This is a genomic window from Aliiroseovarius crassostreae (assembly GCF_001307765.1).
Classification (GTDB): domain Bacteria; phylum Pseudomonadota; class Alphaproteobacteria; order Rhodobacterales; family Rhodobacteraceae; genus Aliiroseovarius; species Aliiroseovarius crassostreae.
The window spans coordinates 199,171-226,010 of sequence record NZ_LKBA01000023.1 but is presented as its reverse complement, the minus strand read 5'-3'; the positions used below and the strand labels follow the sequence as shown (position 1 = coordinate 226,010).

Here is a 26,840-nt window from a genome sequence, read left to right as displayed (position 1 = left end):
GGCGTATTGGGCAACAAGGGCCTGATTTTATTGTACTGTTCTTCGGTGAGCCAGAAATGCGACGACATGAAACCTCCCAGATTTCACATCTTGAATCACATCAACGTTTATAGGTCTACGCCCTAGGTCTGTGAACCCGGCACGGAGGGGGTGTTATTCGTCCAACCCCATGGCTCGCCGTTGACGGGCGCGTCGCCCACCGCGACGTTTGGTCAGTTCCGAGCGGCGTTCCGGGAGGGTGTCCATGATCTCGCGGCGGGTTTCAGCCGGAAGGGATGACCAGCTGGCGATTTCGTCAAGCGTGCGCAGGCAGCCGGTGCAAAGGCCTGCGTCGCGGTGCACAACACAGATTTTCACGCAGGGGCTGTCCACCTCGTCACGCACCCAGATTTTCCCGTCATCCGCCATCAAAGATGCCTCATACGATCCAGCACTCCTTGCAGGATATACCCGGCAGCGACATGGTCGATGACCTCGGAGCGACGCTTTCGTGACGTATCCGCCTCCAGAAGGGCCCGTTCGGCGGCCACGGTGGACAGGCGTTCATCCCAGAAGGTGATGGGAAGCTCGGTCAGTTTGGCCAGATTTCTGGCAAACGCGCGTGTGGATTGGCAGCGCGGCCCTTCGGTGCCATCCATGTTGCGGGGCAGGCCAAGGACAATGCCGCCCAGCTGCCGCTCTGCGACAATCTCAAGAATACGCCCCGCATCCAGTGTGAATTTCTTGCGTTTGATGGTCTCCAAAGGGGTGGCAACCTGGCGAAACCCGTCGGACACCGCAACCCCGATGGTCTTGGTGCCGAGGTCCAGCCCCGCCAGGGCCGTCATCGGTGAGAGAGCTGCCGCGAAATCCGCAATATCCTCATGGATCACAGCTGGGGTCACTCTGCCACCCCGGCCTGAATAGCCGCTTGTTTGACCATTTCAAACGCATCGCCCGTGCCCGCAAATGTTTTCTGGGCCTCGCCCCAAATGGCCGCAGCCCGTTCGGTATCGCCCAACACGCCCAGAACGGTGATCAGTCGGGCCCATTCTGCAGGTGTGCCCCCCTCGGTGGCAAGGCGTTCGGACAGTTGGTTCACCATCCCTCGGATCATGTCCTGACGGTCCTCGTCACTCATTTCTGCGGCGGCGGCCATGTCTTCGGCTGAAGGACCGGCCAACCCGTCGGGGTCTGCCGACGGCAGGGGGGCGGTTGCCTTGGCTGCGCGCGGTGGAAGGGTGAAGTTTTCACCCGCCATCTGTGCCAGCCTTTCGATCTGCGTGCGGATCGGGGTGATCCAGGGGGCGCCATCCGGACCTTCTTCCAAAAGAGCGCGCCACAGGCGGAAGGCCAGATCCGGGCGTGAGTTCTGGGCAAACATCAGCCCGGTATAATAACGGGCCACCGGATTTGAGGCATCTTTGATCAGCGCCACGCGCAGTGCTTCTTCGGCTTCGGGCGAAACAAAGCCGCCGGCGGTCATGATCATGACATCCGCCTGACGGGCATAGTCGTCCGAGCTGGCCTCGGAGCCCTTGATCTCCATCAGGCGATCCATGGCCGTGCGGGCTGCGATGAGGTTGCCCATATTTGTTTCATGCTGCACGAGGAGGTCCAGCCCGCGGGGATCCTCCGGGGTTTCCTGCATCTTGGCACGTAGGCTGTCGACCAGTTTGATGTAATTTTCGGGGGTGCCTTCGGGGGGGCCAGACCATTCGGGGCGTTCGGCCTCGATTTCAGCCTGCGACGGTCGTGCCACACGAAGCGCTTCTGCTTTTGCGATGCGCTTTTTAAGGCCAAGATCCTCGGCGCCGGGGCTGCCCAGCCCCCAATAAAGGCCAAAACTGCCTGTAATCAGCGCTGTTGCAGCAAGCCCCATGGCCAGACGGGTTGTGCCCTCTGGGGCATCGGTTGCCCGCATTCGGGCCTGCGCCTGGCGGTCGGCATCCAGCAGGCGACGCGAGATTTCCAGACGGGTGCGGTCTGCCTCGTTCTTGCCAACCGTCCCCCGTTCCAGATCCCGGTCTAGTTCTTTCAGTTGGTCGCGATAAATCTGCATGTCCGAGGTGATTTCCGATCCGGCCTCTTCGGGGGTTCGGCGTAGGATCTGTCGTGACAGGATGAGAACAGCGGCCAGTACAATTGCGCCGGTGAGTGCCCAGAAAACCATGATATCTCCGTCTGTTTGGTCCCGTATCATGTAATGGGGGAAGGCCGGGTTAAAAACCCCCAAAGCGTAGATGTGACAATTCGGCCCCTGTTGACATGATATGTGTCAAGCAAAGGGCCTGATCACCAAGCTGTGATCTGTACTGCGATCAGGGGTAAAACCCTCAATGTCGCTTTTTGCCTATAAACGGCGCTGGATCGCCAAGGATGCGACACACAAAAGCGTAAAAGGGAAGGATACCGAACGCCCAATCAGAGGATTCGACGGGGTTAGCATGAGACGTTATTCGGCATTTGCCATCGCACGGGAGGGTGTGCGCTACCACCAAGGGTGGGAACGCGCCTGGAAGTCGCCCACTCCTAAAAAGAAATATGACGTGGTGATCGTGGGCGCTGGCGGCCACGGGCTGGCCACCGCCTATTACCTGGGCAAGAATTTCGGGATCACCAATGTGGCGATCATCGAAAAGGGCTGGCTGGGGGGCGGCAATACGGGCCGGAACACCACCATTATCCGCTCGAACTATCTGCAGGATCCGTCCGCGGCGATCTATGAAAAGGCGCGCAGCCTTTATGAGACCATGTCGCAGGACCTGAACTATAACGTCATGTTCAGCCCCCGTGGTGTGATGATGCTGGCGCAGACCCATCATGAGGTGCGCGGCTATCAGCGCACGGCCCATGCCAACGCGCTGCAAGGCGTGAAGACCGAGTTCATTTCGCCCCAACGCGTAAAAGAACTGGTGCCGATCATGAATATCAACGGCCCGCGCTACCCCGTTCTGGGCGCGTTGTGGCAGGAACGCGCCGGCACCGCGCGCCACGATGCCGTGGCCTGGGGTTATGCTCGCGCGTGTTCTGACATGGGCATGGACATCATCCAGAAATGCGAAGTGACCGGCGTGGATCAGGCCGACGGCAAAGTGACCGGCGTGCGCACCACCCTGGGCGACATCGCCTGTGACAAGATGGCGATTGTCGTGGCCGGTAACTCGGGTCACCTGGCTGACATGGCTGGCTTCCGCCTGCCGATGGAATCTGTGGCGCTGCAGGCGCTGGTGTCTGAGCCGATCAAACCCTGCATGGATGTGGTTGTGATGGCCAACACCGTGCACGGCTATATGTCCCAGTCGGACAAAGGCGAGATGGTGATCGGTGGCGGCACTGACGCCTTCAACAACTACACCCAGCGCGGGTCGTTCCACCATATCGAGGAAACCGTGCGCGCGCTGGTTGAGACCTTCCCGATGGTGTCGCGCCTCAAGATGCTGCGCCAATGGGGTGGAATCGTGGATGTGACCGGCGACCGCTCGCCGATCATTTCGAAAACGCCACTGGGCAACACCTTCATCAATGCAGGCTGGGGCACCGGCGGGTTCAAATCGATCCCCGGATCCGGCTGGGCGATGGCGGAGCTGGTTGCCAAAGGCGAACCCGGACCGCTGGCTGCCGAATTTGGCCTCAACCGCTTCACCGAAGGCCGCTTTATCGACGAAAGCGTCGCGGCCGGCGTGGCCCACTAGGAGGATATGAGATGCTGATCCTTGAATGCCCTTACTGCGGCGTTATGGCCGATGAAACCAATCTGCATGGCGGTGGCGAAGCGCATCTGAAGCGTTTTGGTCCCGGCTCGTCGGATGATGAATTTGAAACCTATCTCTTCATGCGCAAGAACCCGAAAGGGGTTCACTTTGAGCGCTGGCGCCATGCGTCGGGTTGCGGCAAGTGGTTCCACGCGGCCCGCAATACGATGACGCTGGAAGTCTATGCGACCTATTCCGCGCAAACCACCGAACCGCCGCAGGACGTGATCGACGCGGTCAAGGCGAAACACCCTGACTGGGAGGGGTATAAATGAGCACCCGTCTTTCAACTGGCGGTCGCCTGATCGACCGCTCGAAGGTGAAGAACTTCACCTTCAATGGCAAGAAAATGAAGGGTTTTGAAGGGGATACCCTTGCGTCCGCTCTGCTGGGCGAAGGCCAGACCCTTGTGGGCCGTTCGTTCAAATACCACCGTCCGCGCGGCATCATTGCGAGCGGAGCAGAAGAGCCGAACGCCCTGGTGAACATGGGCGAAGGCGCGCGCTTTGAGCCGAACCAACGTGTCACCACTACCGAGCTGTTTGACGGTCTGACCGCTGGGTCGCAAAACCACTGGCCGAGCCTTGAGTTCGACGTGGGTGTGGTGAACAACTACGTGTCGCGCTGGCTCCCTGCCGGGTTCTACTACAAGACCTTCATGTTCCCGCGCGCGGGCTGGAAGCATGTGTTTGAACCGATTGTGCGTCAATCCGCCGGTCTGGGCAAAGCGCCTGACGCTGAGACTTTTGATGCCGATCGCTACGAGCATTATTATCACCACACCGATATTCTGGTTGTGGGCGGTGGCGTGGCCGGTCTGGCCGCAGCCCTGGCCGCGGCTAAGTCGGGCAAGAAGGTCATGCTGATCGAGCAAACCAACCACTGGGGCGGTCGTGCGCCTGTGGATGGCGGCACCATTGATGGCAAATCACCTGCCGAGTGGGTCGACGCCGCTGTGGCTGAACTGGAAGCGATGGACAATGTGACGCTCCGCACCCGCACTATGGGGGCAGGGGTTTATGATCACGGTTATGTGACTGGCTACGAACGTGTGGCAGATCACACCCCCGGCGATGGTCGTCCGCGTCACCGCCTGTGGCGGATCCGGGCTGGCAAGATTGTCACCGCAACCGGTGCCATTGAACGTCCGCTGTCTTTTGCAGGCAACGACATCCCCGGCGTGATGCTGGCCGGTGCCGTGCGTGATTACCTCGTGAACTGGGGTGTTTCCGCCGGCGACCGTGTGGTGGTTGTGACCAACAATGACGACGCCTATCGCACCGCGCTGGCCGTGAAGGCGGCTGGTCTTGAGGTGCCGGTGATCATCGACGCCCGCCCCAACGGTGGCGGCGCGCTGGCGGATGCGGCTCGCGAGGCTGGTATTCGCGTGGAAAACGGCAAAGCCATTGGCATGGTCAAAGGTGGCAAATCCGTCACCGGTGTGACCCTCTGCGCCCAGCAAGGCGAAGGGGCCACGCTGGAAGAAATCGCCTGTGACGCGGTTGCCATGTCCGGCGGCTGGTCCCCGGTTGTGCACCTCTGGTCACATTGCGGTGGCAAGCTCAACTGGGACGAGGCCAACGCCATGTTCCGCCCCGACGCCTCCCGCCCGCCGCTTGGCGCAAATGGCGAAGGCTTTGTGATCCCGGCAGGCTCGGCAGATGGTGAGTTCGCCCTGGGTGCCGTTCTGGACAATGCCGTGAAGGCCGGTCTGGCTGCTGCGGGGGAAGGCGAGATGGCCGCTCCGAAAGGGGAAGCTGAGGCCGAAGCCGCTCTGGAGCCAGTCTGGATCATGCCGCAGGGCGCAGGTCCGAAAAAGCGCATGAAAATGTGGCTGGACTATCAGAACGACGTGAAAGTGTCCGACGTGCAGCTTGCTGCTCGTGAGGGCTATGAAAGCGTTGAGCACACCAAGCGGTATACCACACTTGGCATGGCGACGGATCAGGGGAAGTTGTCGAATATCAACGGCTTGGCGGTATTGTCTAATGCCCTGGGTCAAGAGATCCCGACCACCGGCACCACCACCTTCCGCCCGCCCTATCACCCCATTTCGATGGGCGCGATCACTGGTGAGGCACGGGCCGAAATCTTTCAACCCATTCGCCGCACGCCGATGCATGAATGGCATGAAGAGCAGGGCGCCTATATGGAACCGGTTGGCCACTGGCGCCGTCCCTATACCTATCCGCGCAAGGGTGAGACTCATGAGCAGGCGGTCAATCGCGAGGTGCTGAACACCCGTGAGAACCTCGGCCTGCTGGATGCATCGACCCTTGGTAAGCTGATTGTCAAAGGGCCGGATGCAGGCAAGTTCATGGACATGATGTATACCAACATGATGTCGAACCTGGCTGTTGGCAAATGTCGCTATGGTCTGATGTGTTCGGAAAACGGCTTCCTGTCGGATGATGGTGTGGTTGCCCGCATCGACGAAGACACCTGGCTGTGTCACACCACCTCGGGTGGGGCCGATCGCATCCATGGCTGGATGGAAGAATGGCTGCAGACCGAATGGTGGGACTGGAAAGTCTATGTCGCCAATGTGACCGAACAGCTGGCGCAGGTTGCCGTTGTGGGGCCATACGCGCGCAAGGTGCTGGAAAAGCTGAATGCGGGCGCCGAAGGCGGCATGGATCTGTCTGCCGAGGCTCTGCCTTTCATGCAGTGGCGTGATGGCAAGATCGGTGAATTCGATGCGCGCGCCTACCGGATCTCGTTTTCGGGTGAGCTCAGCTATGAAATCGCTGTGCCTGCCTCGCAGGGGCGTGCCTTCTGGGATGCACTTCTGGAAGCCGGGGAAGAGTTCGGCGTGATGCCTTACGGCACCGAATGTCTGCACATCATGCGGGCCGAAAAAGGCTTTATTATGATTGGCGACGAAACCGACGGCACGGTGATCCCGCAGGATCTGGGGCTGAACTGGGCGATTTCCAAGAAGAAGGAAGACTTCCTTGGCAAACGCGCCCAGCTGCGCAGCCATATGACCGATCCGGAGCGCTGGAAACTGGTTGGGCTGGAAACCCTCGATGGGTCTGTCCTGCCGGACGGGGCCTATGCGCAGGGCGAAGGCGTGAACGAAAACGGCCAGAAGGTTGTGATCGGGCGCGTGACCTCGACCTATTATTCGCCAACCCTGAAACGCGGCATCGCCATGGGGCTTGTGAAACACGGCCCCGACCGGATGGGCGAGGTGATTTCCTTCCCGACCGTGGATGGCACCAACACAGTGATCAAGGCGCGGATCTGTGATCCGGTCTTCTATGACAAGGATGGGGAGAAGCAGAATGTCTAAAGCTGTTTCCGCACTCAATGGCGCGTCGTTTGACGGCTATTGCCGCATCGAAGAACAGGGCCTCGTGGGCATGATCACCGTGCGCGGTGATCTGGCTTCGAAGACACTGGCGAAAGCGGTGAAAGAAGCCACCGGGACCAAAATGCCGGGGCAGGGGGAAATCCTGTCGGGCGAGGCGGGGCGCACCGCCTGGATGTCCCCGGATGAGCTTTTGCTGATCGTGGATCACGCGGCTGCTCCGGGCATCATCGACGCGATGAACGCCACGCTGGCTGGTGAACATGCGCTTGTGGTGAACGTCTCTGACGCGCGCGCCGTGTTCCGGGTTATTGGCAAGGCAGCGCGTGAAGTGGTGGCCAAACTTAGCCCCGCTGACGTGTCGGTTATGGTTCCGGGCCAACTGCGCCGTACCCGCATCGCGCAGATCCCGGCGGCGTTCCATCTGATCGACGAAGAGACCGCAGAACTGGTCTGTTTCCGGTCCGTTGGGCAGTATGCCTATGACCTGTTGAAGGATGCAGCGCTTCCTGGAGGCGAGGTCTTCTGACGTCAAGTGACAAACTTGCAATTCAAGATTGAGTTTAACCCCGAATTGATTTAGCGCAACGCTAAGCTGTTTCGGGGTTAACTTTATGAAATATATTGTTTTTTCTACAATGCTGGCGAGCAGTTTAGCCGCTCCTGCCATTGCTGAAACCTTGATCTGCACGTTTGACGTGACAGAACGGCACCGGGACTGGGTGCCGGCGCAAATTACCCTGATCCGTGACCGGGATTACGGGCGCGATAAAGTGTCGGCAGAGATTTTCCGGAAATCAGGAAAGTCCTTTATTCCAGCAAAGCTGATGCTCAGTACCGATGAGCGGATCAGGTTTGGATTTCAAAATATCGACCCAAGCGTGACGAATGCTGGTGGGTATGCAAGGCGTGACGTGGGCAGTGCCCGATACTCCTTGACGATTTACTCAGATGAACGCCCGGCGCTCCTGAAAGCGACAACCAAGCCGGAAACACTTGGCTGGAGCAATTTGAAGGTTCGCTTCAAAGGTGAGTGCAAGAAGAAATAGCACAGCTGGGTTGCCTGTCTGATGCCTCGAAAACTGAATATCTGATGGTTAAAGTAATGAAATCATTTCTCGTATCCTCACTTTCCCTGTTCCTGCTTGCCGCGCCTGCTGCGGCAGAAACCTATGACTGTACTTTCAAGATCCCGGACCGGTACCGGTTATGGGTTCCTGACCAGATCCGCCTTGATGATGATCCCGCGCGGGCCTTTGGTTCAGTGCGGGCAAAGCTGTTTGATCGCTTTGGAGAACGCGCACTGAAGGCTGAGGTGGTGTTCGAAAACAATCTTCGCAAGAGATTTGTGTTTTGGTTTGGCAACTCGGATGTGTGGCGCAGCAGCGGGAGAAGCAGTGCAAGTATTCTGGGGCGCACGAAATATGAGCTTACGCTCTACAAAGACGGCAGGCCTGCTCTTTTGAAAGCTGCAGGGGTAGAACCCGATTATTTCTTCACGGAAGAAAAATACAGAACAACCGGAAAATGTATTGGTCGGCAATGACAAGATCATCACCTGCAACGGTGAAATCACTGCAAAAATACTTATCCATTAATTAGGAGAACAAAATGAAACATCTCGTATTTGCTGGCGTTGTTGCTTTGGCACCATTTTCTGCAATCGCTGATACATATAAATGTGAGGTCAAGCCAGATACCGGTCACGAAGATTGGTTGATCCCATCCGTAACGTTTATCGAACATGATAAGGCGACAGGTGAAGTTGTTGTTTTCGACGGGTTAATCAAGGAGATCTATGGTCAACCGATTGAAGCCCGTATTTCGACGGATAACGCCAAGCGCACGACCTATTCTTGGAATGTCTCTGGGCTCAAGGTTGGAACGACCGAAGGCGGCACAGCGATGATGCAGAATATTGTGTATAAGTTTACAATTGTGAAGGCGAACCTGCAGGCCAGGACCTCGGTCAAACCCTTGGGTTTTCTTAATACGTTCCGCGGCAAAGGAAAATGCAGCATCGTGTGAGTTGATGACGGGAATGGCGGGGACGGGAACCCGGTCTTCTTCCGTTCCGTGGAGCAATTTGCCTATGGCCTGTTGAAGGATGCAGCGCTTCCGGGAGGCGAGGTCTGGGCTTGATCTGGACCGAAATTGGATCATGCAGACCCCGGTGATTGTTCAGGTCGCCGGGGTCTTTTCTTACCTTGCGGCAAAGATGGTTTTTTTGAACTGATTGGTTCTTGGCACTCTTTAAATCTATGAGGGAATCAATCATAGATGGTTTGATTTCTGATTGAGGAGTAAGACGTGTTTACAAAGTTCCTGGCGGTTGCAGTCATTTCTCTTGGGGCCTCGTTGGGGCAGGCGACGGCGGCAGAGTATTATTGCAAAATTCAAAAAGAAAGCAGCGGCGGGGATGCTGGTAGCCTGCCGCCTGACCTCTATGTTTGGCATGATGAAAAGACCGGTGAGGTCAAAGTGCTGGATGGTTTGATCCAGGAGATGTTCGGGGATCCGATCGAAGGGCAAGTTGCCGTGGACAACGCCAAGCGCATCACCTTTGCCTACTCCGTCAAGAAAGTTCCGGGAAAAAACCAGTATGGCGGCAAGGTGTTGGCCCATGATTTGGCCTATCGCCTGACCATTCAAAAATCGGATTTATCAGCGACGATGTCGATGAAGCCGCGCGGGTTCCGAAATACATTCCGGTCCACGGGGACGTGTCAGGTGAAATAAGGTGGTGAGAGCCCAACCAGGGGCTTTTGAACGCCCCTGTCTTCCTTACGCACATGACGTGTTTGTCGAGTAGGAGGGTTTGGGCAAAGCATGAAAATCCACCATGGCCTCTCCCCCTAAGAGATTGTGACCAGTGGCGCCGCTGCGGTGCCGGGGAAAGGCGTGTTTCCTAATTGACAAACCCGTCCAAAAGGACTGTTCTGGGCGCATCTTTAAGTTGAGATGCGCCTTTTTCACTGGTTTTGGATTTATTTAATGTTGAGAAAACTTTTTGCAGGTGAGCTGACGGTAACCCAGACATATTGGGGCGGGTTTGTCGGCTTCAATTTCCTGATGCGGGGGGTGTTCATTGCGATCACCGCTGGTACGTTGGGGCTTTATGTCAACGATCAGGACTGGCTGGCCGACGGCATTATGAATTTTGCCATTGTTGTGGGTATTGTTTACTGCCTGCTGCTTGCCCGTGGCCAGTATCGCGCAATGAACAATGATCGGGTGCCGTCCTTTTGGTCATGGGCGGGGCTGGTCATTATCCTGCTGGGCGGTGTCGGATATGGGTATAATTTGTTTACCTTCAACATAAACGGCCTGCCAATTGGCCGTAAGGCAATCCGAAATGAGGTGTTGGCGCTGAATCTGTCAATGCCAAGCGAAGTGTCTCCGGGGATCGTCGCCGAACGTGTTGCCTTCGAAAACGGGCTTTACCAGATCGTATACTCTTATGCGTTCGACGATCTGGAACCGGGGCGCATGAACATGTTTGACGGTCCTGACGCAGATGAGATGTGTCAGGAGTTTTCCGGGTATTTTCGCGGACCGGTCAAAGTGTTGGAGTTCATTTATAATGGCCCGACGCATACAACGACCGTTTTCATGACAAAAGAAGAATGTCTGAACCATATTAATGATGGATGATGCGAGATTTCCCTCTTCTCCCCTTGACCCATACCACCCAACTACCCCATTTAGAACGAGAACAAAAACACGCGACAGATGAGGGCCCTACCAATGGCTTTTGAACTTCCCGACCTTCCTTATGCACATGACGCCCTTGCCGAGTTTGGCATGTCGGCGGAAACCATGGAATTCCACCACGACCTGCACCACAATGCCTATGTGACCAACGGCAACGCCGCCATCGCTGGCACCGAGTGGGAGGGCAAGACCCTTGAAGAGATCATTGTCGGCACCTATGACAAATCGTCCGTGGCGCAAAACGGCATCTTCAATAACATTTCGCAGCTGTGGAACCACAACCAGTTCTGGGAAATGATGGGGCCGGGTAAATCCGCCATGCCGGGTGAGCTGGAAAAAGCCATCGTTGAGAACTTCGGTTCGGTTGCCGATTTCAAATCGCAGTTTGCTGCTGCTGGCGCTGGTCAGTTCGGTTCGGGCTGGGCCTGGCTGGTGAAAAACGCTGACGGGTCGCTGGCTGTGACCAAGACCGAAAACGGCGTGAACCCGCTCTGCTTCGGCCAGACCGCGCTTTTGGGCTGCGATGTGTGGGAGCATTCCTACTACATCGATTTCCGCAACAAGCGCCCGGCCTATCTGGACAACTTCCTGGAAAACCTGGTGAACTGGGAAAACGTGGCATCGCGCCTGTAAGCAGCGCGATTGCAACGGGTTTTACGAAGGGGCGCTCTTTGGGCGCCCCTTTTTGTTTGGTGGAATTGGAAAGGTTAAGAGTATGAGTGATGTGAGAAAAGCGGCCTGTCATTGTGGCGCAGTCCAGTTTGACGTGGTGTTGTCCGAGGCCCTGGACCGGGCCCGGCGTTGTGATTGCAGCTTTTGTCGGATGCGTGGTGCGGTGGCCGTGTCGGCCCCGCTTGATGGCATTCGCATTACCGGAGGGGCGGATAGCCTCACCCTCTACCAATTTGGCACAGGCACAGCAGAAACATTATTTCTGCAAGATTTGTGGCATCTATACCCACCATCAGCGCCGCTTCAACCCCAATGAATATGGGGTAAATGTCGCCTGTCTGGATGGGGTCAGCCCGTTCGATTTCCCCGAACTTGTGGTGCATGACGGCGTGAACCACCCCTCAGATGGGGCCAGTGGGATTGCAGGGATCTTGCGCTACTCCAAAAGCTGAGTTTGGGATCGTGCCGGTGAATTCAGGGCAGGCCGGGGTTTTTGCTTGGGATTGGATCCAATCCATGCCATCTTCGCGCGGAATTCACATGTGAAATGCTTTCGTTTTCACCTCTTCCCGGAAAGCCCCGATGCGCGACAGCACCAAAGCCATTATTGCCATTTTGCTGGCCTGCACCATCTGGGGGCTGTCACCGCTCTATTACAAGGCTCTGGCGCATGTTCCTCCGCTGGAACTGCTCAGCCATCGCACGCTTTGGTCGCTTGTCCTGTTCAGCACGGTTCTGACGGTTCAGCGGCGCTTGCCAGATCTTTTCCATCTGCGTCGTGATCCCCAGGGGGTGTTGCTGGTGGCCATTGCCAGCGTGATGATTTCGGCCAACTGGGGCGGGTTCATCATTTCGATCCAGATCGGAAAGGCGGTTGAGGCCAGCCTGGGCTATTACATCTTCCCGCTGGTGACCGTGCTTTTGGCGCGGATGATCTATGGCGAGGTGCTTGGGCGTGGCAAGCTGGTTGCCATTGGACTGGCGGCTCTGGCCGTGGCCATTCTCACCTTTGGTCTCGGGGTGCCTCCTTGGATTTCACTGTTTCTGGCCAGCACATTTGCCTTTTACGGTGTGATCAAGAAACGGGTGCAGGCCGGGCCGGTTGTTTCAGTTACGGCTGAGGTGCTGCTTTTGGCCCCTCTGGCGCTGATCTGGTTGGCGGGGGTGCATCTGCAAGGCTGGACCGGGCTGTTTGATCGCAATCTGGGGGTGTTTGGCCATGACCTTTTTGACAGCCTGATGTTGATCGGCTCCGGGGCCCTGACCGCGGGTCCGCTGATCCTGTTCAGCTATGCGTCCAAGCAATTGCCCCTGTCCACGGTGGGGGTGGTGCAATATCTGAACCCAAGCCTGCAATTCCTCTGCGCAAGCCTGATTTTTGCCGAACCCGTGACCCGCTGGCATGCCATTGCGCTGCCCCTGATCTGGGCCGCATTGGTGATCTATTCTCTGGCCGCTTTCGGTCAGGAACGCGCGCTCAGGCGGTCGCGCAAAAGGGCTGTAATCTGATCCACATCATCCGCAGCCAGCGTGTTGTCGCGGATGTCAGGCCCGGCAAAGCCCTGTGCGATCACATGATCCATCAGGGCAATCAGCGGATCCCAATAGCCGTTGATATTAAGCAAAATGATCGGTTTGTCGTGCAACCCCAGCTGGCGCCAGGTCAGCACTTCGAAAAACTCGTCCAGCGACCCGGCCCCGCCCGGCAGCACCACAATCGCGTCAGAGTTCATGAACATGACTTTCTTGCGTTCATGCATGTTTTCGGTGACCACAAAGGCGGTCAGGTCCCGCTTGCCAACTTCGCGCCCCATCAGATGCACAGGGATCACGCCAAAGGTCTCGGCCCCAGCGGCCTGCGCCGATTTCGCCACTGCCCCCATGATGCCCACATCGCCGGCACCATAGACCAGACGCCAGCCTTCTTTCGCGAGGACCTGCCCCAGTTGGACCGCGCTGTGTTCAAAGGCGGGATCATTGCCCATACGTGCACCACAGAACACGCAGACCGAGGCTGAATAGGTGAGAGCGGCAGAGGGCGACATAGGCATTTCTTTCAATAGATCTTTTGACCGGTGATAACGAGGTTGTTAGGTTTGCTCAAGCGTCACGGCAGGTTTGCCGGACCTTGCGGAAAAGACAAGCCTGCGGCCCTGAAACAGACAGGGTCATGAACGAAAACTGAGGCGGGACATCGGATTGGTATCAGTGTGAAATGCGTAGGTGTTGACAGGTGAAACAACAGGCCAGATCAAAGGAAGGGAAGACCGTTGATCCGGCCATAAGGGGATGAAGATGACTTCAGAGAAAACCTCCGGCATGGGTGCCGGGGCGCTGGTTGGTGGCGGTGCCGCGCTGGCGCTTGTGCTTGTGGCCCTTGGCTGGTGGGTGTCGCGCGATACCGGGGCGCCAGCAACGACAGGGTGGCAACCCCAGATGGTTGCGGAACCGGGGACGGGCGAAGATACGACCGGCACCACGACCGCGCCCGCCCCGACGGACACGGCGGAGCATCCGGGGACCGACGAGGCAGACCCAGCCGCACAGGCGCCGCGGTTCGACGTGGTGCGGGTTGACCCCGATGGGGCCGCGGTTATTGCCGGTCAGGCCCCTCCCGGCGCCCATGTGCAGATCCTTCTGGATGATGCAGAAGCGGGGCAGGTTGAGGTGGATGGCAGCGGCAATTTTGTAGCACTCCTGTCGCTGCCCCCATCTGATACCCCCCGCGTCATGAAGCTGATGGTCGATGGGCAAGAGCTCCGCAGCTCGGACGAGTCGGTCATCATTGGTCCGATCGCCGCACCGGTTCTGGCCACCTCCGAGCCGGAGCCAGATGCCCCCTCCGCCAGTCCCGAAAAAGATCCTGCCGACGATCTTGCGCAAAGTGACACTGCCCAAGACAGCGGAGCGCAAACCGGTTCACCGACAGCGCCTCAGGTGCTGTTGGCGGATCAAGCGGGGATCAGGGTATTGCAGGACGCCGTGGATGATGAGGACGATAAGGTTCGGATCGACAGCATCGCCTATGATGCGCTGGGAGCCGTCACCCTTGCTGGGCGGTCGGTTGCGGGCGCCACAATTCAGGTATTTCTGGATGGTGCAGCGCTGATGGACACCACGGTCGGGGAAGACGGGCAATGGCGTATGGACCTGCCTGCAGTGGCTGCGGGAGTTTATGATCTGAGCGTCGAGGCCCGTGATGCGAATGGCACTGTCCTGTCGCGGGTTGAAACCCCGTTCAAACGGGAAGATCCTGCGCAGATTGCCACCCTGTCCTCTGAAGCCACTGACACGCCAGCGCCACAGCCTGTGTCTGGTGCGCAAGATGGGGCAGGTGCGGACGGGGTGGCTTCTGCTCAGAAGACGGATCTGGCCGCTGAGGCAGAGCCTGCGCCTGCCGCAGATGCAGTTCAGCCGGATCCTGCCCCCTCCCGTCCACGCCTTGTGACGGTGCAGCCGGGCGCAACCCTTTGGGCCATTGCGCGCGACAATTTGGGGGAAGGGGTCCTGTATGTGCAGGTGTTTGATGCCAACCGGGGCAAAATCCGCAACCCGGATCTGATCTATCCCGGTCAGGTGTTTCATGTGCCTGTAGCAAACTGATCAGACCGTCACCGGCTTATTCACTGGGTTCCCCTCGACCTTTGGCAGGGGGGGGCCTATGTGTTTGTTTCGCCCATCCTTTGATCTGCCTGGGCGTGAGGAAGAGGGCATTGCATGAGACATAATCACATCACGGCAACAAAAGTTCCGGACAACAGCCTGACGATTATTCAGCGCGTTCTGCCCTATCTCTGGCCCGAGGGGCAGGGCTGGGTGAAAAAACGGGTCATCTGGGCGATGGCAATGTTGCTGCTGTCCAAGCTGGTCACCGTGGCCACGCCCTTCCTTTACAAAGAAGCGGTGGATGCGCTTGCCAAAGACGCAAGCCCCGCCACGTTTCTTGGCCTGGGGGCGGTTGGGCTGACGCTGGCCTATGGTCTGGCGCGGGTGATGGCCAATGGGTTTCAGCAATTGCGTGATGCGATCTTTGCCCGCGTTGGGCAGCGGGCCCTGCGCCAGCTTGCCCTTGAAACGTTTACCCATATTCACCGCCTCTCAATGCGCTATCACATCACGCGCAAGACCGGGGGGCTGAGCCGGATCATTGAGCGTGGGGTGAAAGGGGTCGAGTTCCTTTTGCGGTTCCTTCTGTTTTCCATGGGGCCGCTGATCCTTGAACTGGCCATGATCGCCGCAATCCTGTTTTTTGTCTTTGATGTCTGGTATTTGGTCGCCGTTGTTGTGACGATTTGGGCCTATGTAACCTTCACATTCAAAGTCACGGAATGGCGGGTGAAAATCCGCAAAGAGATGAATGAACAGGATACGGACGCCAACCAGAAAGCGATCGACAGCCTGCTCAATTTCGAAACGGTGAAGTATTTCGGCGCCGAAGCGCGTGAGGCAGCCCGTTACGACGTGGCGATGGAGGGGTATGAAAAGGCCGCCCTCAAGACCTCCTATTCTCTGGCCTTTCTCAATTTCGGTCAGGCGCTTCTGATCACCGGTGGTCTGGTGGCGGTCATGGTCATGGCCGCGATCGGGGTCGAACAGGGCCAGCTGACAGTGGGCGATTTCGTCATGGTCAACGCCTATATGATCCAGATCACCATGCCGCTCAATTTTCTCGGCACCGTCTATCGAGAGATCCGCCAGTCATTGGTGGATATGGGAGAGATGTTTGACCTGCTCGAACAACCCGCCGAGGTGGTAGACAAACCGGGCGCGCCGGATCTGAAAGTTGATGGCGCAGCGTTGGAATTTGACAATCTTCAATTTGGCTATGATGCGGATCGACCGATCCTGAAAGGGGTCTCGCTCAAGGCCGGGGCCGGACAGACTGTGGCCATTGTTGGTCCCTCCGGAGCGGGAAAATCCACCATCGGGCGGCTTTTGTTTCGGTTCTACGATGTGAGCGGGGGGGCGCTGAAAATCGATGGGCAGGACGTGCGGGATGTGACGCTGGACAGCCTGCATGATGCAATTGGCGTGGTGCCGCAGGATACGGTTCTGTTCAACGACACGATTTATTACAATATCGCTTATGGAAATCCTGACGCCACGCGGGCCGAGGTTGAGGCCGCCGCCAAAGCGGCAAAGATTCATGATTTTGTCGTGGGCTTGCCCGAAGGCTATGAAACGCCTGTTGGCGAGCGGGGATTGAAACTCTCAGGTGGGGAAAAACAACGCGTGGGGATTGCGCGCACCTTGTTGAAAAACCCGCCGATCCTGCTTTTGGATGAGGCCACCTCGGCGCTGGACACCCAGACCGAGCGCGATATTCAGGACAGCCTGCGGGAAATGGGGCAGGGGCGCACGGTCATTACCATCGCCCACCGTTTGTCGACCATTGCTGACGCGGACCAGATTGTGGTGCTGGAACAGGGGCAAGTGGTCGAGCAGGGCCGCCATGAGGAGCTGTTGGCCCGCGAGGGGCGCTATGCCGCCATGTGGGCCCGTCAGGCGAGCGACAGCGAGGAAGACATGGCTGGCGTGGCGTGATCAATGATTACAGCCGTGCGCGAAGCCGGGGCACAGTATCAGAGATACGGATCAGAAAAAGGGGCGGATTTTCCGCCAGCCTGTGCCGTAAATGTTGAAAGCTATCCCCCTGTCAGTAAAGTGGCGGGGTGTATTCCTTTATGAGAAGGGCTATGGCGAAAGAGAATGTGAAGGCCCCTACTACGCAACTCTCGAAGAAATCTTCGAGAGTTGCGAGAAAAAGGCTTCCGACAACCCTAGGCGGCGTCTGCATTTAGCCGATCCACGTCATTGCGCATGCGAGATCGACGAAGGCTTTGAATGAGCTGACGGTTTTCTCGCAACGCAGGGCGATGCGGCGGAAGCGTTTGATTCTATTAAAGAAACACTCAACGAGATGGCGTTCCTTGTAGAGCACCCAATCAATGAATCGCTCTTCCCGGCGTGTTGGATTTCGTTTGATATGCGCAGTTGCGCCCAGATCATCGGCGATGAAAGCGCGCAGGTGGTCGGCGTCGTAGGCGGCATCCATGATGACGTGTTGCGCGTCTGTCATCCCTTCGATCAGCCCAGGCGCTTGCGGGCTGCCCCCCCCCCATTGAGCGGGGGTGATGATGGTTCGGATTGGCAGTCCGAGGGCGTCGACCGCCGCATGGGTTTTCGTGGTCAGGCCACCTTTGGAACGGCCAATGCCGGCAGCTTCAAGCCCCCTTTTTGAGAGGTCGCATCGGCATGTGTCTTGCAGATTGTCGCATCTACCAGCACATATTCAAAGTCGGGGTCTGCACTTAACGCTTTGAAAAGACTCTCCCAAACACCAGCAAGCGTCCACCTCCTGAACCGAGAATGCACCGTGCGCCAGTTGCCCAACTCGGGCGGTAGATCACGCCACGGCGACGCACCGCGCGCCAGCCAACGTATGGCATCCAGAAACAGTCGATTGTCCGTGCCAGTCCGGCCCCGATCTCCCTCCTTGCCCGGAACCAAAGGTGCGATGATGGCCCATTGCCGGTCTGTCAAAATACGCCTGCTCAAGGTCGCCTCCCGTGGTTTTGATCTTGAAAAAACAACCGGCGATTTGGGAACCCCCTAAATGCAGACGCCGCCTAGGCTCAGGACACATAACCAAAACATAACTGTTGCGGCGAGAGCGATGGCGGAGAGGAAGACTTTGGGGCAGCGGTCATATCGGGTCGCGACACGCCGCCAGTCCTTGAGTTTGGCGAAGAGGTTCTCGACCTTGTGGCGTTTCTTGTAGGTCGCCTCGCAGTGCGGGATTGGTACCTTGCGGTTTTTCTTCGAAGGGATACATGCCCCAATCCGCTGATCCTCAACGATTTTCCGGACTTTCGCGCTGTCATAGCCGCGGTCTGCGATCAACACCCTTGCAGGCGGCAAGCCTGGCGGCAACACGTCTGCTCCCTTGAAATCGCTGCGTTGGCCAGCGGTCAGATGCAAACGGATCGGGCGGCCTGCGCCGTCACCAACGGTGTGCAGTTTGCTGTTCATGCCACCCTTGGTGCGCCCGATCAGGCGCGGCCCGTCGCCCCCTTTTTGAGGCTCGACGCTGTGCGGTGCGCCTTGAGATGTGTTGCGTCAATCATCAGCATATCCGCTTCTGGGCCGTTTGGTTTGGCCAGTTCCTCAAAGAGTTTTTCGAAGATACCCTTCTCGGACCAGCGCACGAACCGGTTGTAAAGTGTCTTGTGCGGGCCATATTCCCGGGGCGCGTCACACCAGCGCAACCCATTGCGGATAATGAAGATTATCCCGCTCAGAATTCGCCGGGCATCAACACGGGGACGCCCGTGGGTCTTCGGAAAATGAGGCTGAAGGCGATCCATCTGAGCCTCACTCAGCCAAAACAAATTGCTCATCATATCGCTCCGTTTTGGAGCGCTTGAATCACGACAAATCCCCAAAATCAATGGGTCCTGAGCCTAAATCTACTCCACACAGCCGTGAGCGCCGCTGTCGCACGAGCACAGAGAAACGCTCGAATGTTGGCTCTTCCATCACGCCTAAAAAGCTCAACCTATATTGTGCCGCCTGCCTCAATGGCAATTGATATCAACAAGAGTTGGGATGAGCAGATACGCGCGACGACCGGGAAGAGCGTCAAGTCAGCAATTCAGTCGGAACGCGGTTGAATTTCATTGCTTCTCGGTGTGTTGACAACACTCCGAGACAACAAGCCTTTCTACACTCAAGAGGCCCTCAGTTGTATACTGAGGGCCTCTCCCATTCTGGAACAAGCCGGATTAACTGGCACGCCCTCTTCAACATTTATGGCACAGGCTGGGGATTTTCCGCCCCTTTCTTTTTGCACTGCCCCCCTGCTTGCTTCGTGATGACCGGTATCACTCCGCAGCGCTGCTTCTGGAGGAGGGGGGCTTATTGTTCTCCGGGGTTTCGGTGCTGTTGTCGTTGTTGGTCTGAGCCTCATCCTCTTCTGCCGGGCCCGACAGCACCCGTTGAATGTCGGCGACGCCGGGGGCGACATCACCTTCGCCAGCCCCTGTTTCCGGCGTGTTTTACGGCTGCTCGCTGTCCGTCTCGGGCAGGATGTCCGACCAGATCAGCTCGTTCAGAGCGGTTTTCCTGGCCGCTTTGCCAAGGGCGGCGTCGCGGGCTTCTGCGCCCCGACGATGGGCCAGAGCCCGCAAATCTGAAAGTGAGCGGTAAGCGCCGGCGGAGAGCCACACCCGAAGCGCCAGCATCGAGGGCGTAAAGACCAGTGTCAGAACAGTGGCAATGCCAAGCCCAAAGACCACGGCGGTTGCGAGCTGTTTCCACCAAAGCGCGGTTGGGCTGTCGATGGAATACCCCCCGTCGGCAAAATTCAGCGACAGGCCGAACATCATCGGGGCCAGACCGGCCATGGTGGTGACGGTTGTCAACAGCACCGGGCGAATGCGGGCCTCGGCCGTGCGGGTGATCGCCTCAATCGGGGGCATGTAGCGCGAATAATCCTGATAGGTGTCGATCAGCACGATATTGTTGTTCACCACGATCCCCGCCAGCGCAACGATGCCGGTCCCGGTCATGATGATCGAGAAGGGCTGGCCCATGATCAACATGCCGATCAGAACCCCGGTGGTGGACAGAACCACCGCCAGCAGGACAAGAACCGAGTTGTAAAGGCTGTTGAACTGCGCCAGCAGGATAATGAACATCAAGAACAGGGCGCCGATAAAGGCCTGACCAAGGAAGGCCTGGCTTTCGGCTTCGTCTTCCTGGTCACCTGTCCATTCATAGGTCACACCCGCGGGCAGGCCAGTGGCGTTGATCCAGTTGGTGATGGCGTCGATCCGCTCGGCCGGGGTGACAACAACCCGTTTCAGCTCAGGGGCAGCCGCAAGCGCCCTGTCCGCCTCGGCGGTGGTGACAAATTGTTCCCCACCATCGCGGTCAACCAGCTTGACCAGATCATTTGCAACACCGGCTTTCACATCATAATAGCGGCTTTGGTCCACCCGGTCGATTTGCGCCAGGCTGGGGACCGGTTTGCGGGTGACGAAATTCGACAATGGCACCAGCCCCGTGGGCGTGCGCAATTTCAGCGTGTCGAGTGTCGACAGAAGGCGCTGATCTTCGGGCAGGCGGACGCGGATTTCGATCTCTTCATCTGAGCTGTCGACCCGCATTGTGTCCAGCAGGATCCCGTTGGTGACCAATTGCACCATACCGCCAACCGTCGCCACGTTTGTGCCGTAACGCCCTGCTTTCTCCACATCCACATCCATGCGCCAGTCAATGCCGGGCAGGGGCAGGGTATCTTCGATCAGCGTCAGCCCCGGAGTGGCGTTGAACTTGGCCACGGCAGCCTGGGTTGCGGCCCGCAGCGTGGTCCAGTCATCCCCTTTCAGGCGCAGATGCACCGGCTTGGCCGAGGCCGGCCCCCGGTTCAGGTTCAGAACCTCAAACCGAATGCCCGGCAGCTGAGACAGCCGCTTTTCCAACTTTTCCATGACGAAATCGCCGTCATATTCCGGGTCGATTTCCACGGTTGTAAACGGGATGACCCCCAAAAGCTTGATGTCTTTCTCGATGAAGGGCCGGTCGGCCCAGGCCACAAGTTCCAGCTGCAACTGGCCAATCGAGTCGCGTGGGCCGGAAGCGCCGCCGGTATTCTGGTTCAGCCCGCCTTCTCCGGCGAAGGCAAAGACGGTTTCCACCCCCTTGGTGCCAAGTGCCACGCGCTCCACCTGTCGCACCATGGCGTCTTTCTCTTCGATCGACAGGTTGCCCCGGGCGCGGACATAGATAATTGCCTGCTCGGGTTCGCTATCGGTGAAAAACTCCACCCCTTTGTTATTGTTCGTGAAATAGATGAAGACGGTGCCGACAAAAGTGAAAATGAAGCCAATCACAACCAGCGGCATCACCGGGTTGGCGGCAATGGCATGGATCAGGTAACCCAGCGCCGTGCGCCGGTGCCCGCCCTCGACATGGGCTTCTTGTTTTGGAAAGAGGCGCGTTTTCAGGGCCCGAAGACGGCGACGTATCCTTTTGAACAGGGCGCTGATGGCAAAAATCACCAAAAGCAGGCTGCCGATTACAAGAGCCGAAAACCCGGCCACGGCCACGAGCAGTACAAAGGCTCCGACCAGGCTCGGGACGACCGAAGACAGGATGGCGGTCTGGTCCATTGTGGACAGAAGCCCCATCGCTTTTGTCAGGCTGGCCTGAGCCAGATAGCTGCACAGGATGATCGCGCCGATTGCAATCGGAAACAGCAGGTTGTGGATCCAGAAACGCGCATCCGCGATGTCGCGGACCCGGTCCTGGAACCAGCGCTCGAACCGCCCAAACACGCCTCCGACCACCGGCAGGTAAACCAGTGCCACAAGAAGGGAGGCGGAGAGCACGAAGATGAGCGTTTTCGGCAGCCACCCCATGAATTGCCCGGGGATGCCGGGCCAGAACAACATGGGCAGAAAGGCGCAAAGCGTGGTGGCGGTTGAGCTGACGATCGGCCAGAACATGCGTTTGGCGGCCCGGGTATAGGCCTCCATCGGTCCCACACCTTCACTGATCTTCTTGTCGGCATATTCGACCACCACAATGGCCCCATCCACCAGCATCCCAACCGCGAGGATCAGACCGAACATCACGATATTCGAAATCGTCACATCCAGCACCCCGAACAGGGCAAAGGTCAGCAGAAACGAGGTTGGGATGGCAAACCCCACCAACAGGGCAGAGCGGATGCCGAGGGCTGCCAGCACCACGATCATCACCAGTGCGATGGCCGTGATCACCGACCCTTCCAGCTGTTTGACCATGCTGTCGACAATAAAGCTCTGGTCATTGGAGGTGCCCACATGCACCGCCTGCTGCAACTCCTCAGGCCATTGTGCGCTGGCCTTGGCGACCACGTCCCGCACCTGGGCGGCGGTGTCGATCAGGTTGAACCCTTTGCGTTTCACCACCTGCAGCGCGACCGAGTTCTGCCCATTGAAGCGCGCGGTGCCCCGGCGATCTTCGAAGGTCAGCCGGATGGAGGCAAGATCACCCAATGTGACCACACTGTCGCCACTGACCTTCACCGGCAGCGCATAAATATCTTCGATTTCGTCAAAGGATGACGGGATCTTGATCGCGGCAGAGCCGCTGGCGGTCTTCACGTCCCCGGCCGCAATCAACTGGTTGTTCGATTGCACCACCCGGATCAACTCATCCGCGGTGACATTATAAGCCTCGAGCCGGAGCGGGTCGATTTCGACCTCGACCATCTCATCGCGATACCCGGCAAGAGAGGCCTCCAGCACCGCATCAACCGCTTCCAACTGGTCCTGAAGGTCCTTGGCCACCCGGATCAGGGTGCGCTCCGGCACCGGGCCGGTCAGGTTGACGATGATGATCGGGAATTCCGAAAAATTGATCTCGTTGATGGAGTATTTCTCATACCCGTCCGGGAACTTCCCCTCAGCCGTGTTCATGGCGTCGCGCACATCTGCCATGACACGGGTCTTGTCCCAGCCAAATTCAAATTCCAGCGCGATACCGGCATAGTTTTCGGCAGCCGTGCCGGACATGGTTTTGAGCCCGTCAATATCGGCCAGCTCTGTTTCCATGGTGCGCACCAGAAGGCGTTCACTGTCTGCAGCCGAAATTCCGGGGAAGGGGACCGACACAAACAATGCCGGAATTTCGATATCCGGCTCCCCTTCCTTGGGCAGGCTGACATAGGCCAATGTCCCCGCCGCGATGGACAGGATCACAAAGGCAATCACCATGCGGGCGCGTGTTGCGGCCCAGTCGACAATACCAATCATGCGTCTTTGTCCTGCAAGGTGACATCCAAGAGGACACCATCGGTGACATAATGCTGTCCGCTGACAATCACGGTTGCGCGGTCCCTCAACCCGGTGACCCAGACCCCTTCGGGGCTGTCGCGCAGCATCTCGACCCGGGCAAAACCTGCACGTCCCGCATCGGTCACGATACGGACGCCCAGATGCCCGTCATCATCCAATGTCAGCGCGCTTTGCGGCAGGAGATGGGCTTGTCGCCCCGGGGCCGCAATGGAGATTTCAACTGTCCGTCCTTCGCGGAGCCGTTTTTCCCCGTTCTCCGCTTCGATTTCGACCCGGAAGGTGCGGGTTTCCGGATCCGAGCTGTCGGCGACATAGGTTACCACACCTGAAATCTCCTCGCCATTGGCAAGCCGTGCCGTGGCGGGACTGCCCAGATCCACGATATCCACCATCAGCTCTGGCACAAACCCAACCAACCGGATCGGGTTGAGCTGGATGATGCTTGCGCAGGCACTGCCCGGCTGCAGCAAAGCGCCACGCTCTGCGGTGTCGGTTTCCAAAAGACCGCCAAACGGGGCGCGGATCACGGTGCGGTCCAACTCACGCAGCGCCGCAGCGGAAGAGGCTTTTGCCGACTGGATCGCCGAAGCAGACCTTATGGCCCCGGATTGGGCCGCGATAACGCCCGCTTTGGCCGCTTCGACCTGTACACGGGCATTGGCCACGCGCGTGTCTGACGCAAAGCCATCTTGCGACAGCTTTTCGGCCGCGTTGAGGTTGATCAGGGCTTCGTCGAGCCGGGCCTGTGCTTCGCTTACCCCGGCGGCTGCTTCCGGCGCTCGGGCACGGGCCTCGGCCAGACGGGCGCGGGCCTCGGCCAGGCTGGCTTCTCGGGTGCCGGGATCGAGTTGACACAGGATATCATCCTGCGCGACTGTGCTGCCCTTGTTTGCCCGTTCAGAAATGACCTGGCCTGAAGTCTCTGCCCGGATCTGCACCCGGCGTGACGCTTCGGTGCGTCCCCGCACAACCACGGCGCTTTCGATGTCGCGGGCAATCGTTTCAACGGCGATTACGGAAGCACCTTTTGCAATGTCACCACTTGACGGGGAAGAGGAGGAGGGGGTGGTTTCCTCGACTTGCCCAGCAACCTGTTGAGGGGCAATGCCCATGGCCTCTTTCAGGCCGGTGCGCTGAAAGATCACCAGATAGAGAGCGGTGACGACGGCGATGGCGGCAATGACTGGAAAAATGCGCATTTCAGATCCTGTTGGAATATTTATAGTAAATACTATTTTAGATGGGAGGATAAGAGCGGTGCGTCCTCGGGACAAGCTCTGCGTGTGCTTCGCGGCAAGCAAAATGACGTGAAAATGCTGATAAATTGGGGATATTACACCTGTCAAAGCAGGTGCCCTAACGGCAACTTTTCCGACATCAAATGGACCTGCCTGATCCCCTTGGCAATCCGCCCGCTTTGAGGCAAAAGGGTGCAAGACAAGTTAAAGGACGGATATCGTGAGCAATCCCGAGAATTTCATCGACGAGGTGACCGAAGAGGTCCGCCGAGACAAGCTGTTTGCATTGATGCGGAAATATGGCTGGATTGGTGTGACCGGCGTCCTGCTGCTGGTCGGGGGCGCTGCCTATAATGAATGGTCCAAGGCGCAGGCGCAGGCCAAGGCCGAGGCTGTGGGCGACGCCATTTTGGCGGCGGAAGAACTTGAAGACCGGGCGGCGCGGGCTAAAATGTTGCAAGGGGTTCCGGCCGAAGGGGATGCCAAGGCGGTTCTTTCTCTTCTTGCTGCGGATGCCGAGGAGGGGGGGACCTCTCTGGAGCGCCTTGCTCAGGATGCATCTCTGTCCAAGGTCTATCGGGACCTTGCGGCCTTGAAACTGGTCATGCAGGCGGGCACGGACATGGAGCCGCAACAGGTGGCAGAACATCTGGAGCCGCTTTTGGTGGCCGGGGCACCCTTCCGCGTCATGGCAGAAGAGCAGATGGCGCTGGTCGAACTGGCGCAGGGCCAAAAAGACGCGGCAATTTCTCGCCTTCAGGCATTGTTGAGCGACGAAGAAGCATCTCAGGCCTTGCGTCAGCGCGCCTCTCAGTTGATTGTAGCCTTGGGCGGGGTGCCGGAGGCGTCCTGATCCGGGGGTGGCATGCGAATAACATAGCCGCATTGCCTTGATTTGATAATGATAAGAAGCGTTTCGGGGGAAGTTAAGGTGAAGCTTAAGACAAGCACCGGAATTATGGTGGCCTTTGGTCTGTTGGCGGCCTGTTCGCCACCCGAATATATCCTGCCAGGTCAGCGCGAAGCCCTGCGCAGCCCCAATGTGGCGGTGGTGGAAGATGCCGCCGAAACGGCTGCGTCAGAGCAAGAAGGGGTGACGCCGGACAATGTGTCGGCCCCGATCACGCTCCCCAAACAGGTCAACCATGCGAGCTGGACGCATATTGGTGGCAATGTCACCCATCAGGTGCAGCATCCTGCATTGGCCGCCAGCCCACAATTGGTCTGGGCGGCAGATATCGGCCAGGGCAATGATCGTAAACACCGCATTACGGCGGAACCGGTTATCCTTGACGGGCGTATCTTTACGCTCGACAGCCGCGCGCTGGTTGTCGCGACCTCGGGCGCGGGGGAAACGCTGTGGACCCGTGACCTGACCCCAGCCACAGATAGTTCAGACGATGCGTCCGGAGGCGGGCTGGCTGTCGCCGGAAACCTCTTGTTCGTCACGTCTGGCTTTGGCACGCTGACCGCTCTTGATACAGCCACCGGCGAGGTGAAATGGCAGCAGGTGCTCGGGGCGCCTGCCCACGGGGCACCGTCTGTGCGTGGCGGCATTGTTTACGCCACGACAAGGGATGACATCGCATGGGCGGTTGAGGCGAAAACCGGTAAGGTGAAGTGGCGCGAAAGCGGCGCTCCCAGTCCGAACGGGGTCACGGGAACCTCCAGTCCCGCTGTCACCGATCATCTGGTCATCTGGCCCTTCGCGTCAGGAGAGATCGTGGCCACCCTTCCCAAAGGCGGAACCCGCACCTGGGACGCGCTGGTGACCGGCGAGCGGGCCGGGCGGGGCTATGCGCTGATCAATGATATCTCGGCAGCCCCCGTCGTGCAGGGCAATGTGATCTATGTTGGCAATCCCGTTGGACGCAGCTTTGCGCTGTCCCTGTCGGGCAAACGGCTTTGGACGGCCACTGAGGGGGCGATCAGCCCGATCTGGGTTTCCGGCGGTTCGGCCTTCCTGATTTCGGATGAGGCAAAACTTGTGCGTCTGGATGCCACAAGCGGCGAACGGATCTGGGCGGTGGATCTGCCTTATTTCACCAAGGAAAAAGTCAAGAAACGCAAGGCGATTTATGCCCATTATGGCCCGGTCCTCGCTGGTGGCAAACTCTGGGTGACCTCTTCCGATGCGGTGATGCGTGGCTTTGATCCGGTTGATGGCAGTCTGGTCAGCAGCATCGCATTGCCCGCAGGGGCTGCAACACGTCCGGCGATTGTCAACGGGGTTGCCTATGTCGTGTCGCGTGATGGTCAACTTCTGGCTTTGCGCTGAGTGAAAAACCGTGTATGCGGGGCGCTTGATGTGACCCGGAGTCCG

General features: G+C 58.2%; 22 protein-coding genes and 2 pseudogenes. 16 read left to right on the top strand and 8 right to left on the bottom strand.

Annotation, left to right across the window (positions count from 1 at the left end; genetic code table 11):
- Nucleotides 1-153: 153 nt before the first annotated feature.
- From AKJ29_RS16855 to ccmI, 3 genes are read right to left on the bottom strand one after another with little or no spacing between them, the layout of a single operon-like run.
- Entirely contained in the window at nt 154-408 is a 255-nt protein-coding gene (locus AKJ29_RS16855; protein WP_055192690.1) for a DUF1289 domain-containing protein, read from the bottom strand.
- Nucleotides 408-827 carry a Holliday junction resolvase RuvX gene (gene ruvX / locus AKJ29_RS16850; protein ID WP_409360044.1) on the bottom strand — a complete coding sequence of 140 codons (420 nt, stop codon included), beginning with the start codon at nt 825-827 and terminating at the stop codon, nt 408-410. Before ruvX ends, AKJ29_RS16855 begins: the two co-directional genes overlap by 1 nt.
- 53 nt (nt 828-880) lie before the next feature.
- Complete coding sequence (gene ccmI / locus AKJ29_RS16845; protein WP_055192689.1) at nt 881-2,152, bottom strand: c-type cytochrome biogenesis protein CcmI; 1,272 nt, start codon at nt 2,150-2,152, stop codon at nt 881-883.
- 274 nt (nt 2,153-2,426) lie between these two features.
- Here ccmI and AKJ29_RS16840 point away from each other — a divergent pair, with 274 nt between their 5' ends.
- The 12 genes and pseudogenes from AKJ29_RS16840 to rarD all read left to right on the top strand — a co-directional run bounded on the left by AKJ29_RS16840 (nt 2,427) and on the right by rarD (nt 12,942).
- Nucleotides 2,427-3,674 (top strand): sarcosine oxidase subunit beta family protein, encoded by a 1,248-nt coding sequence (locus AKJ29_RS16840; RefSeq protein WP_055192716.1) that lies wholly within the window; start codon nt 2,427-2,429, stop codon nt 3,672-3,674.
- A gap of 11 nt (nt 3,675-3,685) precedes the next feature.
- Entirely contained in the window at nt 3,686-4,009 is a 324-nt protein-coding gene (locus AKJ29_RS16835; RefSeq protein WP_055192688.1) for a sarcosine oxidase subunit delta, read from the top strand.
- The gene (locus AKJ29_RS16830; protein WP_055192687.1) at nt 4,006-7,029 is read left to right on the top strand and encodes a sarcosine oxidase subunit alpha family protein; all 3,024 of its coding nucleotides are present in this window, start codon (nt 4,006-4,008) and stop codon (nt 7,027-7,029) included. Before AKJ29_RS16835 ends, AKJ29_RS16830 begins: the two co-directional genes overlap by 4 nt.
- On the top strand, nt 7,022-7,576 hold the full coding sequence (locus tag AKJ29_RS16825) for a sarcosine oxidase subunit gamma (protein ID WP_055192686.1): 555 nt from the start codon (nt 7,022-7,024) through the stop codon (nt 7,574-7,576). The genes AKJ29_RS16830 and AKJ29_RS16825 overlap by 8 nt, the downstream gene beginning before the upstream one ends.
- A gap of 85 nt (nt 7,577-7,661) precedes the next feature.
- Nucleotides 7,662-8,096: a hypothetical protein gene (locus AKJ29_RS16820; protein ID WP_139231491.1), complete on the top strand. Its 435-nt coding sequence runs from the start codon at nt 7,662-7,664 to the stop codon at nt 8,094-8,096.
- Nucleotides 8,081-8,593: a hypothetical protein gene (locus AKJ29_RS16815; RefSeq protein ID WP_055192684.1), complete on the top strand. Its 513-nt coding sequence runs from the start codon at nt 8,081-8,083 to the stop codon at nt 8,591-8,593. Before AKJ29_RS16820 ends, AKJ29_RS16815 begins: the two co-directional genes overlap by 16 nt.
- 65 nt (nt 8,594-8,658) lie before the next feature.
- A complete protein-coding gene (locus AKJ29_RS16810) occupies nt 8,659-9,075 on the top strand; it encodes a hypothetical protein (protein ID WP_055192683.1) in 417 nt (138 codons plus the stop codon).
- Nucleotides 9,076-9,357: 282 nt separating this feature from the next.
- Nucleotides 9,358-9,786: a hypothetical protein gene (locus AKJ29_RS16805; RefSeq protein ID WP_055192682.1), complete on the top strand. Its 429-nt coding sequence runs from the start codon at nt 9,358-9,360 to the stop codon at nt 9,784-9,786.
- Nucleotides 9,787-10,041: 255 nt separating this feature from the next.
- Complete coding sequence (locus tag AKJ29_RS16800) at nt 10,042-10,701, top strand: hypothetical protein (protein WP_139231490.1); 660 nt, start codon at nt 10,042-10,044, stop codon at nt 10,699-10,701.
- Nucleotides 10,702-10,794: 93 nt separating this feature from the next.
- Nucleotides 10,795-11,394 (top strand): superoxide dismutase, encoded by a 600-nt coding sequence (locus tag AKJ29_RS16795; RefSeq protein WP_055192680.1) that lies wholly within the window; start codon nt 10,795-10,797, stop codon nt 11,392-11,394.
- Nucleotides 11,395-11,476: 82 nt separating this feature from the next.
- Nucleotides 11,477-11,885 (top strand): annotated as a pseudogene (locus AKJ29_RS16790) (GFA family protein).
- A gap of 130 nt (nt 11,886-12,015) precedes the next feature.
- Nucleotides 12,016-12,942 carry an EamA family transporter RarD gene (gene rarD, locus AKJ29_RS16785; protein WP_055192679.1) on the top strand — a complete coding sequence of 309 codons (927 nt, stop codon included), beginning with the start codon at nt 12,016-12,018 and terminating at the stop codon, nt 12,940-12,942.
- Here the strand turns inward: rarD and AKJ29_RS16780 are convergent.
- A complete protein-coding gene (locus AKJ29_RS16780; RefSeq protein WP_055192678.1) occupies nt 12,897-13,478 on the bottom strand; it encodes an LOG family protein in 582 nt (193 codons plus the stop codon). The genes rarD and AKJ29_RS16780 overlap by 46 nt on opposite strands.
- 250 nt (nt 13,479-13,728) lie before the next feature.
- Between AKJ29_RS16780 and AKJ29_RS20260 the strand changes: the two genes are divergently transcribed.
- Complete coding sequence (locus AKJ29_RS20260) at nt 13,729-15,036, top strand: LysM peptidoglycan-binding domain-containing protein (RefSeq protein WP_235477684.1); 1,308 nt, start codon at nt 13,729-13,731, stop codon at nt 15,034-15,036.
- Nucleotides 15,037-15,150: 114 nt separating this feature from the next.
- Nucleotides 15,151-16,977 (top strand): ABCB family ABC transporter ATP-binding protein/permease, encoded by a 1,827-nt coding sequence (locus tag AKJ29_RS16770; RefSeq protein WP_055192676.1) that lies wholly within the window; start codon nt 15,151-15,153, stop codon nt 16,975-16,977.
- 253 nt (nt 16,978-17,230) lie between these two features.
- Here the strand turns inward: AKJ29_RS16770 and AKJ29_RS19535 are convergent.
- The 4 genes and pseudogenes from AKJ29_RS19535 to AKJ29_RS16740 form a co-directional block, all read right to left on the bottom strand.
- Nucleotides 17,231-17,991, bottom strand: a protein-coding gene (locus AKJ29_RS19535) for an IS5 family transposase (RefSeq protein ID WP_152972471.1) whose coding sequence is annotated in 2 segments (ribosomal slippage) — nt 17,231-17,676 and nt 17,676-17,991 — 762 coding nt in all. Because the reading frame shifts where the segments join, the coding sequence is not laid out codon by codon here.
- Between the two features lie 54 nt (nt 17,992-18,045).
- Nucleotides 18,046-18,800: pseudogene (locus AKJ29_RS19055) on the bottom strand (IS5 family transposase).
- A gap of 690 nt (nt 18,801-19,490) precedes the next feature.
- Nucleotides 19,491-23,237 (bottom strand): efflux RND transporter permease subunit, encoded by a 3,747-nt coding sequence (locus tag AKJ29_RS16745; RefSeq protein WP_055192672.1) that lies wholly within the window; start codon nt 23,235-23,237, stop codon nt 19,491-19,493.
- Nucleotides 23,234-24,478, bottom strand: coding sequence for an efflux RND transporter periplasmic adaptor subunit (locus AKJ29_RS16740; RefSeq protein WP_055192671.1), 1,245 nt, complete (start codon nt 24,476-24,478; stop codon nt 23,234-23,236). Before AKJ29_RS16740 ends, AKJ29_RS16745 begins: the two co-directional genes overlap by 4 nt.
- A gap of 259 nt (nt 24,479-24,737) precedes the next feature.
- On the opposite strand from AKJ29_RS16740, the gene AKJ29_RS16735 reads away from it, so the two are divergent.
- Nucleotides 24,738-25,370, top strand: coding sequence for a hypothetical protein (locus AKJ29_RS16735; protein ID WP_055192670.1), 633 nt, complete (start codon nt 24,738-24,740; stop codon nt 25,368-25,370).
- A gap of 78 nt (nt 25,371-25,448) precedes the next feature.
- Nucleotides 25,449-26,795 (top strand): PQQ-like beta-propeller repeat protein, encoded by a 1,347-nt coding sequence (locus AKJ29_RS16730; RefSeq protein ID WP_235477666.1) that lies wholly within the window; start codon nt 25,449-25,451, stop codon nt 26,793-26,795.
- Nucleotides 26,796-26,840: the final 45 nt, after the last annotated feature.

What these genes read in the sequence shown, in the direction of transcription:
- AKJ29_RS16855 (WP_055192690.1), bottom strand. Translation starts at nt 408, where the DNA reads ATGGCGGATGACGGGAAAATCTGGGTGCGTGACGAGGTGGACAGCCCC.
- ruvX (WP_409360044.1), bottom strand. Translation starts at nt 827, where the DNA reads ATGACGGCCCTGGCGGGGCTGGACCTCGGCACCAAGACCATCGGGGTT.
- ccmI (WP_055192689.1), bottom strand. Translation starts at nt 2,152, where the DNA reads ATGGTTTTCTGGGCACTCACCGGCGCAATTGTACTGGCCGCTGTTCTC.
- AKJ29_RS16840 (WP_055192716.1), top strand. Translation starts at nt 2,427, where the DNA reads ATGAGACGTTATTCGGCATTTGCCATCGCACGGGAGGGTGTGCGCTAC.
- AKJ29_RS16835 (WP_055192688.1), top strand. Translation starts at nt 3,686, where the DNA reads ATGCTGATCCTTGAATGCCCTTACTGCGGCGTTATGGCCGATGAAACC.
- AKJ29_RS16830 (WP_055192687.1), top strand. Translation starts at nt 4,006, where the DNA reads ATGAGCACCCGTCTTTCAACTGGCGGTCGCCTGATCGACCGCTCGAAG.
- AKJ29_RS16825 (WP_055192686.1), top strand. Translation starts at nt 7,022, where the DNA reads ATGTCTAAAGCTGTTTCCGCACTCAATGGCGCGTCGTTTGACGGCTAT.
- AKJ29_RS16820 (WP_139231491.1), top strand. Translation starts at nt 7,662, where the DNA reads ATGAAATATATTGTTTTTTCTACAATGCTGGCGAGCAGTTTAGCCGCT.
- AKJ29_RS16810 (WP_055192683.1), top strand. Translation starts at nt 8,659, where the DNA reads ATGAAACATCTCGTATTTGCTGGCGTTGTTGCTTTGGCACCATTTTCT.
- AKJ29_RS16800 (WP_139231490.1), top strand. Translation starts at nt 10,042, where the DNA reads ATGTTGAGAAAACTTTTTGCAGGTGAGCTGACGGTAACCCAGACATAT.
- AKJ29_RS16795 (WP_055192680.1), top strand. Translation starts at nt 10,795, where the DNA reads ATGGCTTTTGAACTTCCCGACCTTCCTTATGCACATGACGCCCTTGCC.
- rarD (WP_055192679.1), top strand. Translation starts at nt 12,016, where the DNA reads ATGCGCGACAGCACCAAAGCCATTATTGCCATTTTGCTGGCCTGCACC.
- AKJ29_RS16780 (WP_055192678.1), bottom strand. Translation starts at nt 13,478, where the DNA reads ATGTCGCCCTCTGCCGCTCTCACCTATTCAGCCTCGGTCTGCGTGTTC.
- AKJ29_RS20260 (WP_235477684.1), top strand. Translation starts at nt 13,729, where the DNA reads ATGACTTCAGAGAAAACCTCCGGCATGGGTGCCGGGGCGCTGGTTGGT.
- AKJ29_RS16770 (WP_055192676.1), top strand. Translation starts at nt 15,151, where the DNA reads ATGAGACATAATCACATCACGGCAACAAAAGTTCCGGACAACAGCCTG.
- AKJ29_RS16745 (WP_055192672.1), bottom strand. Translation starts at nt 23,237, where the DNA reads ATGATTGGTATTGTCGACTGGGCCGCAACACGCGCCCGCATGGTGATT.
- AKJ29_RS16740 (WP_055192671.1), bottom strand. Translation starts at nt 24,478, where the DNA reads ATGCGCATTTTTCCAGTCATTGCCGCCATCGCCGTCGTCACCGCTCTC.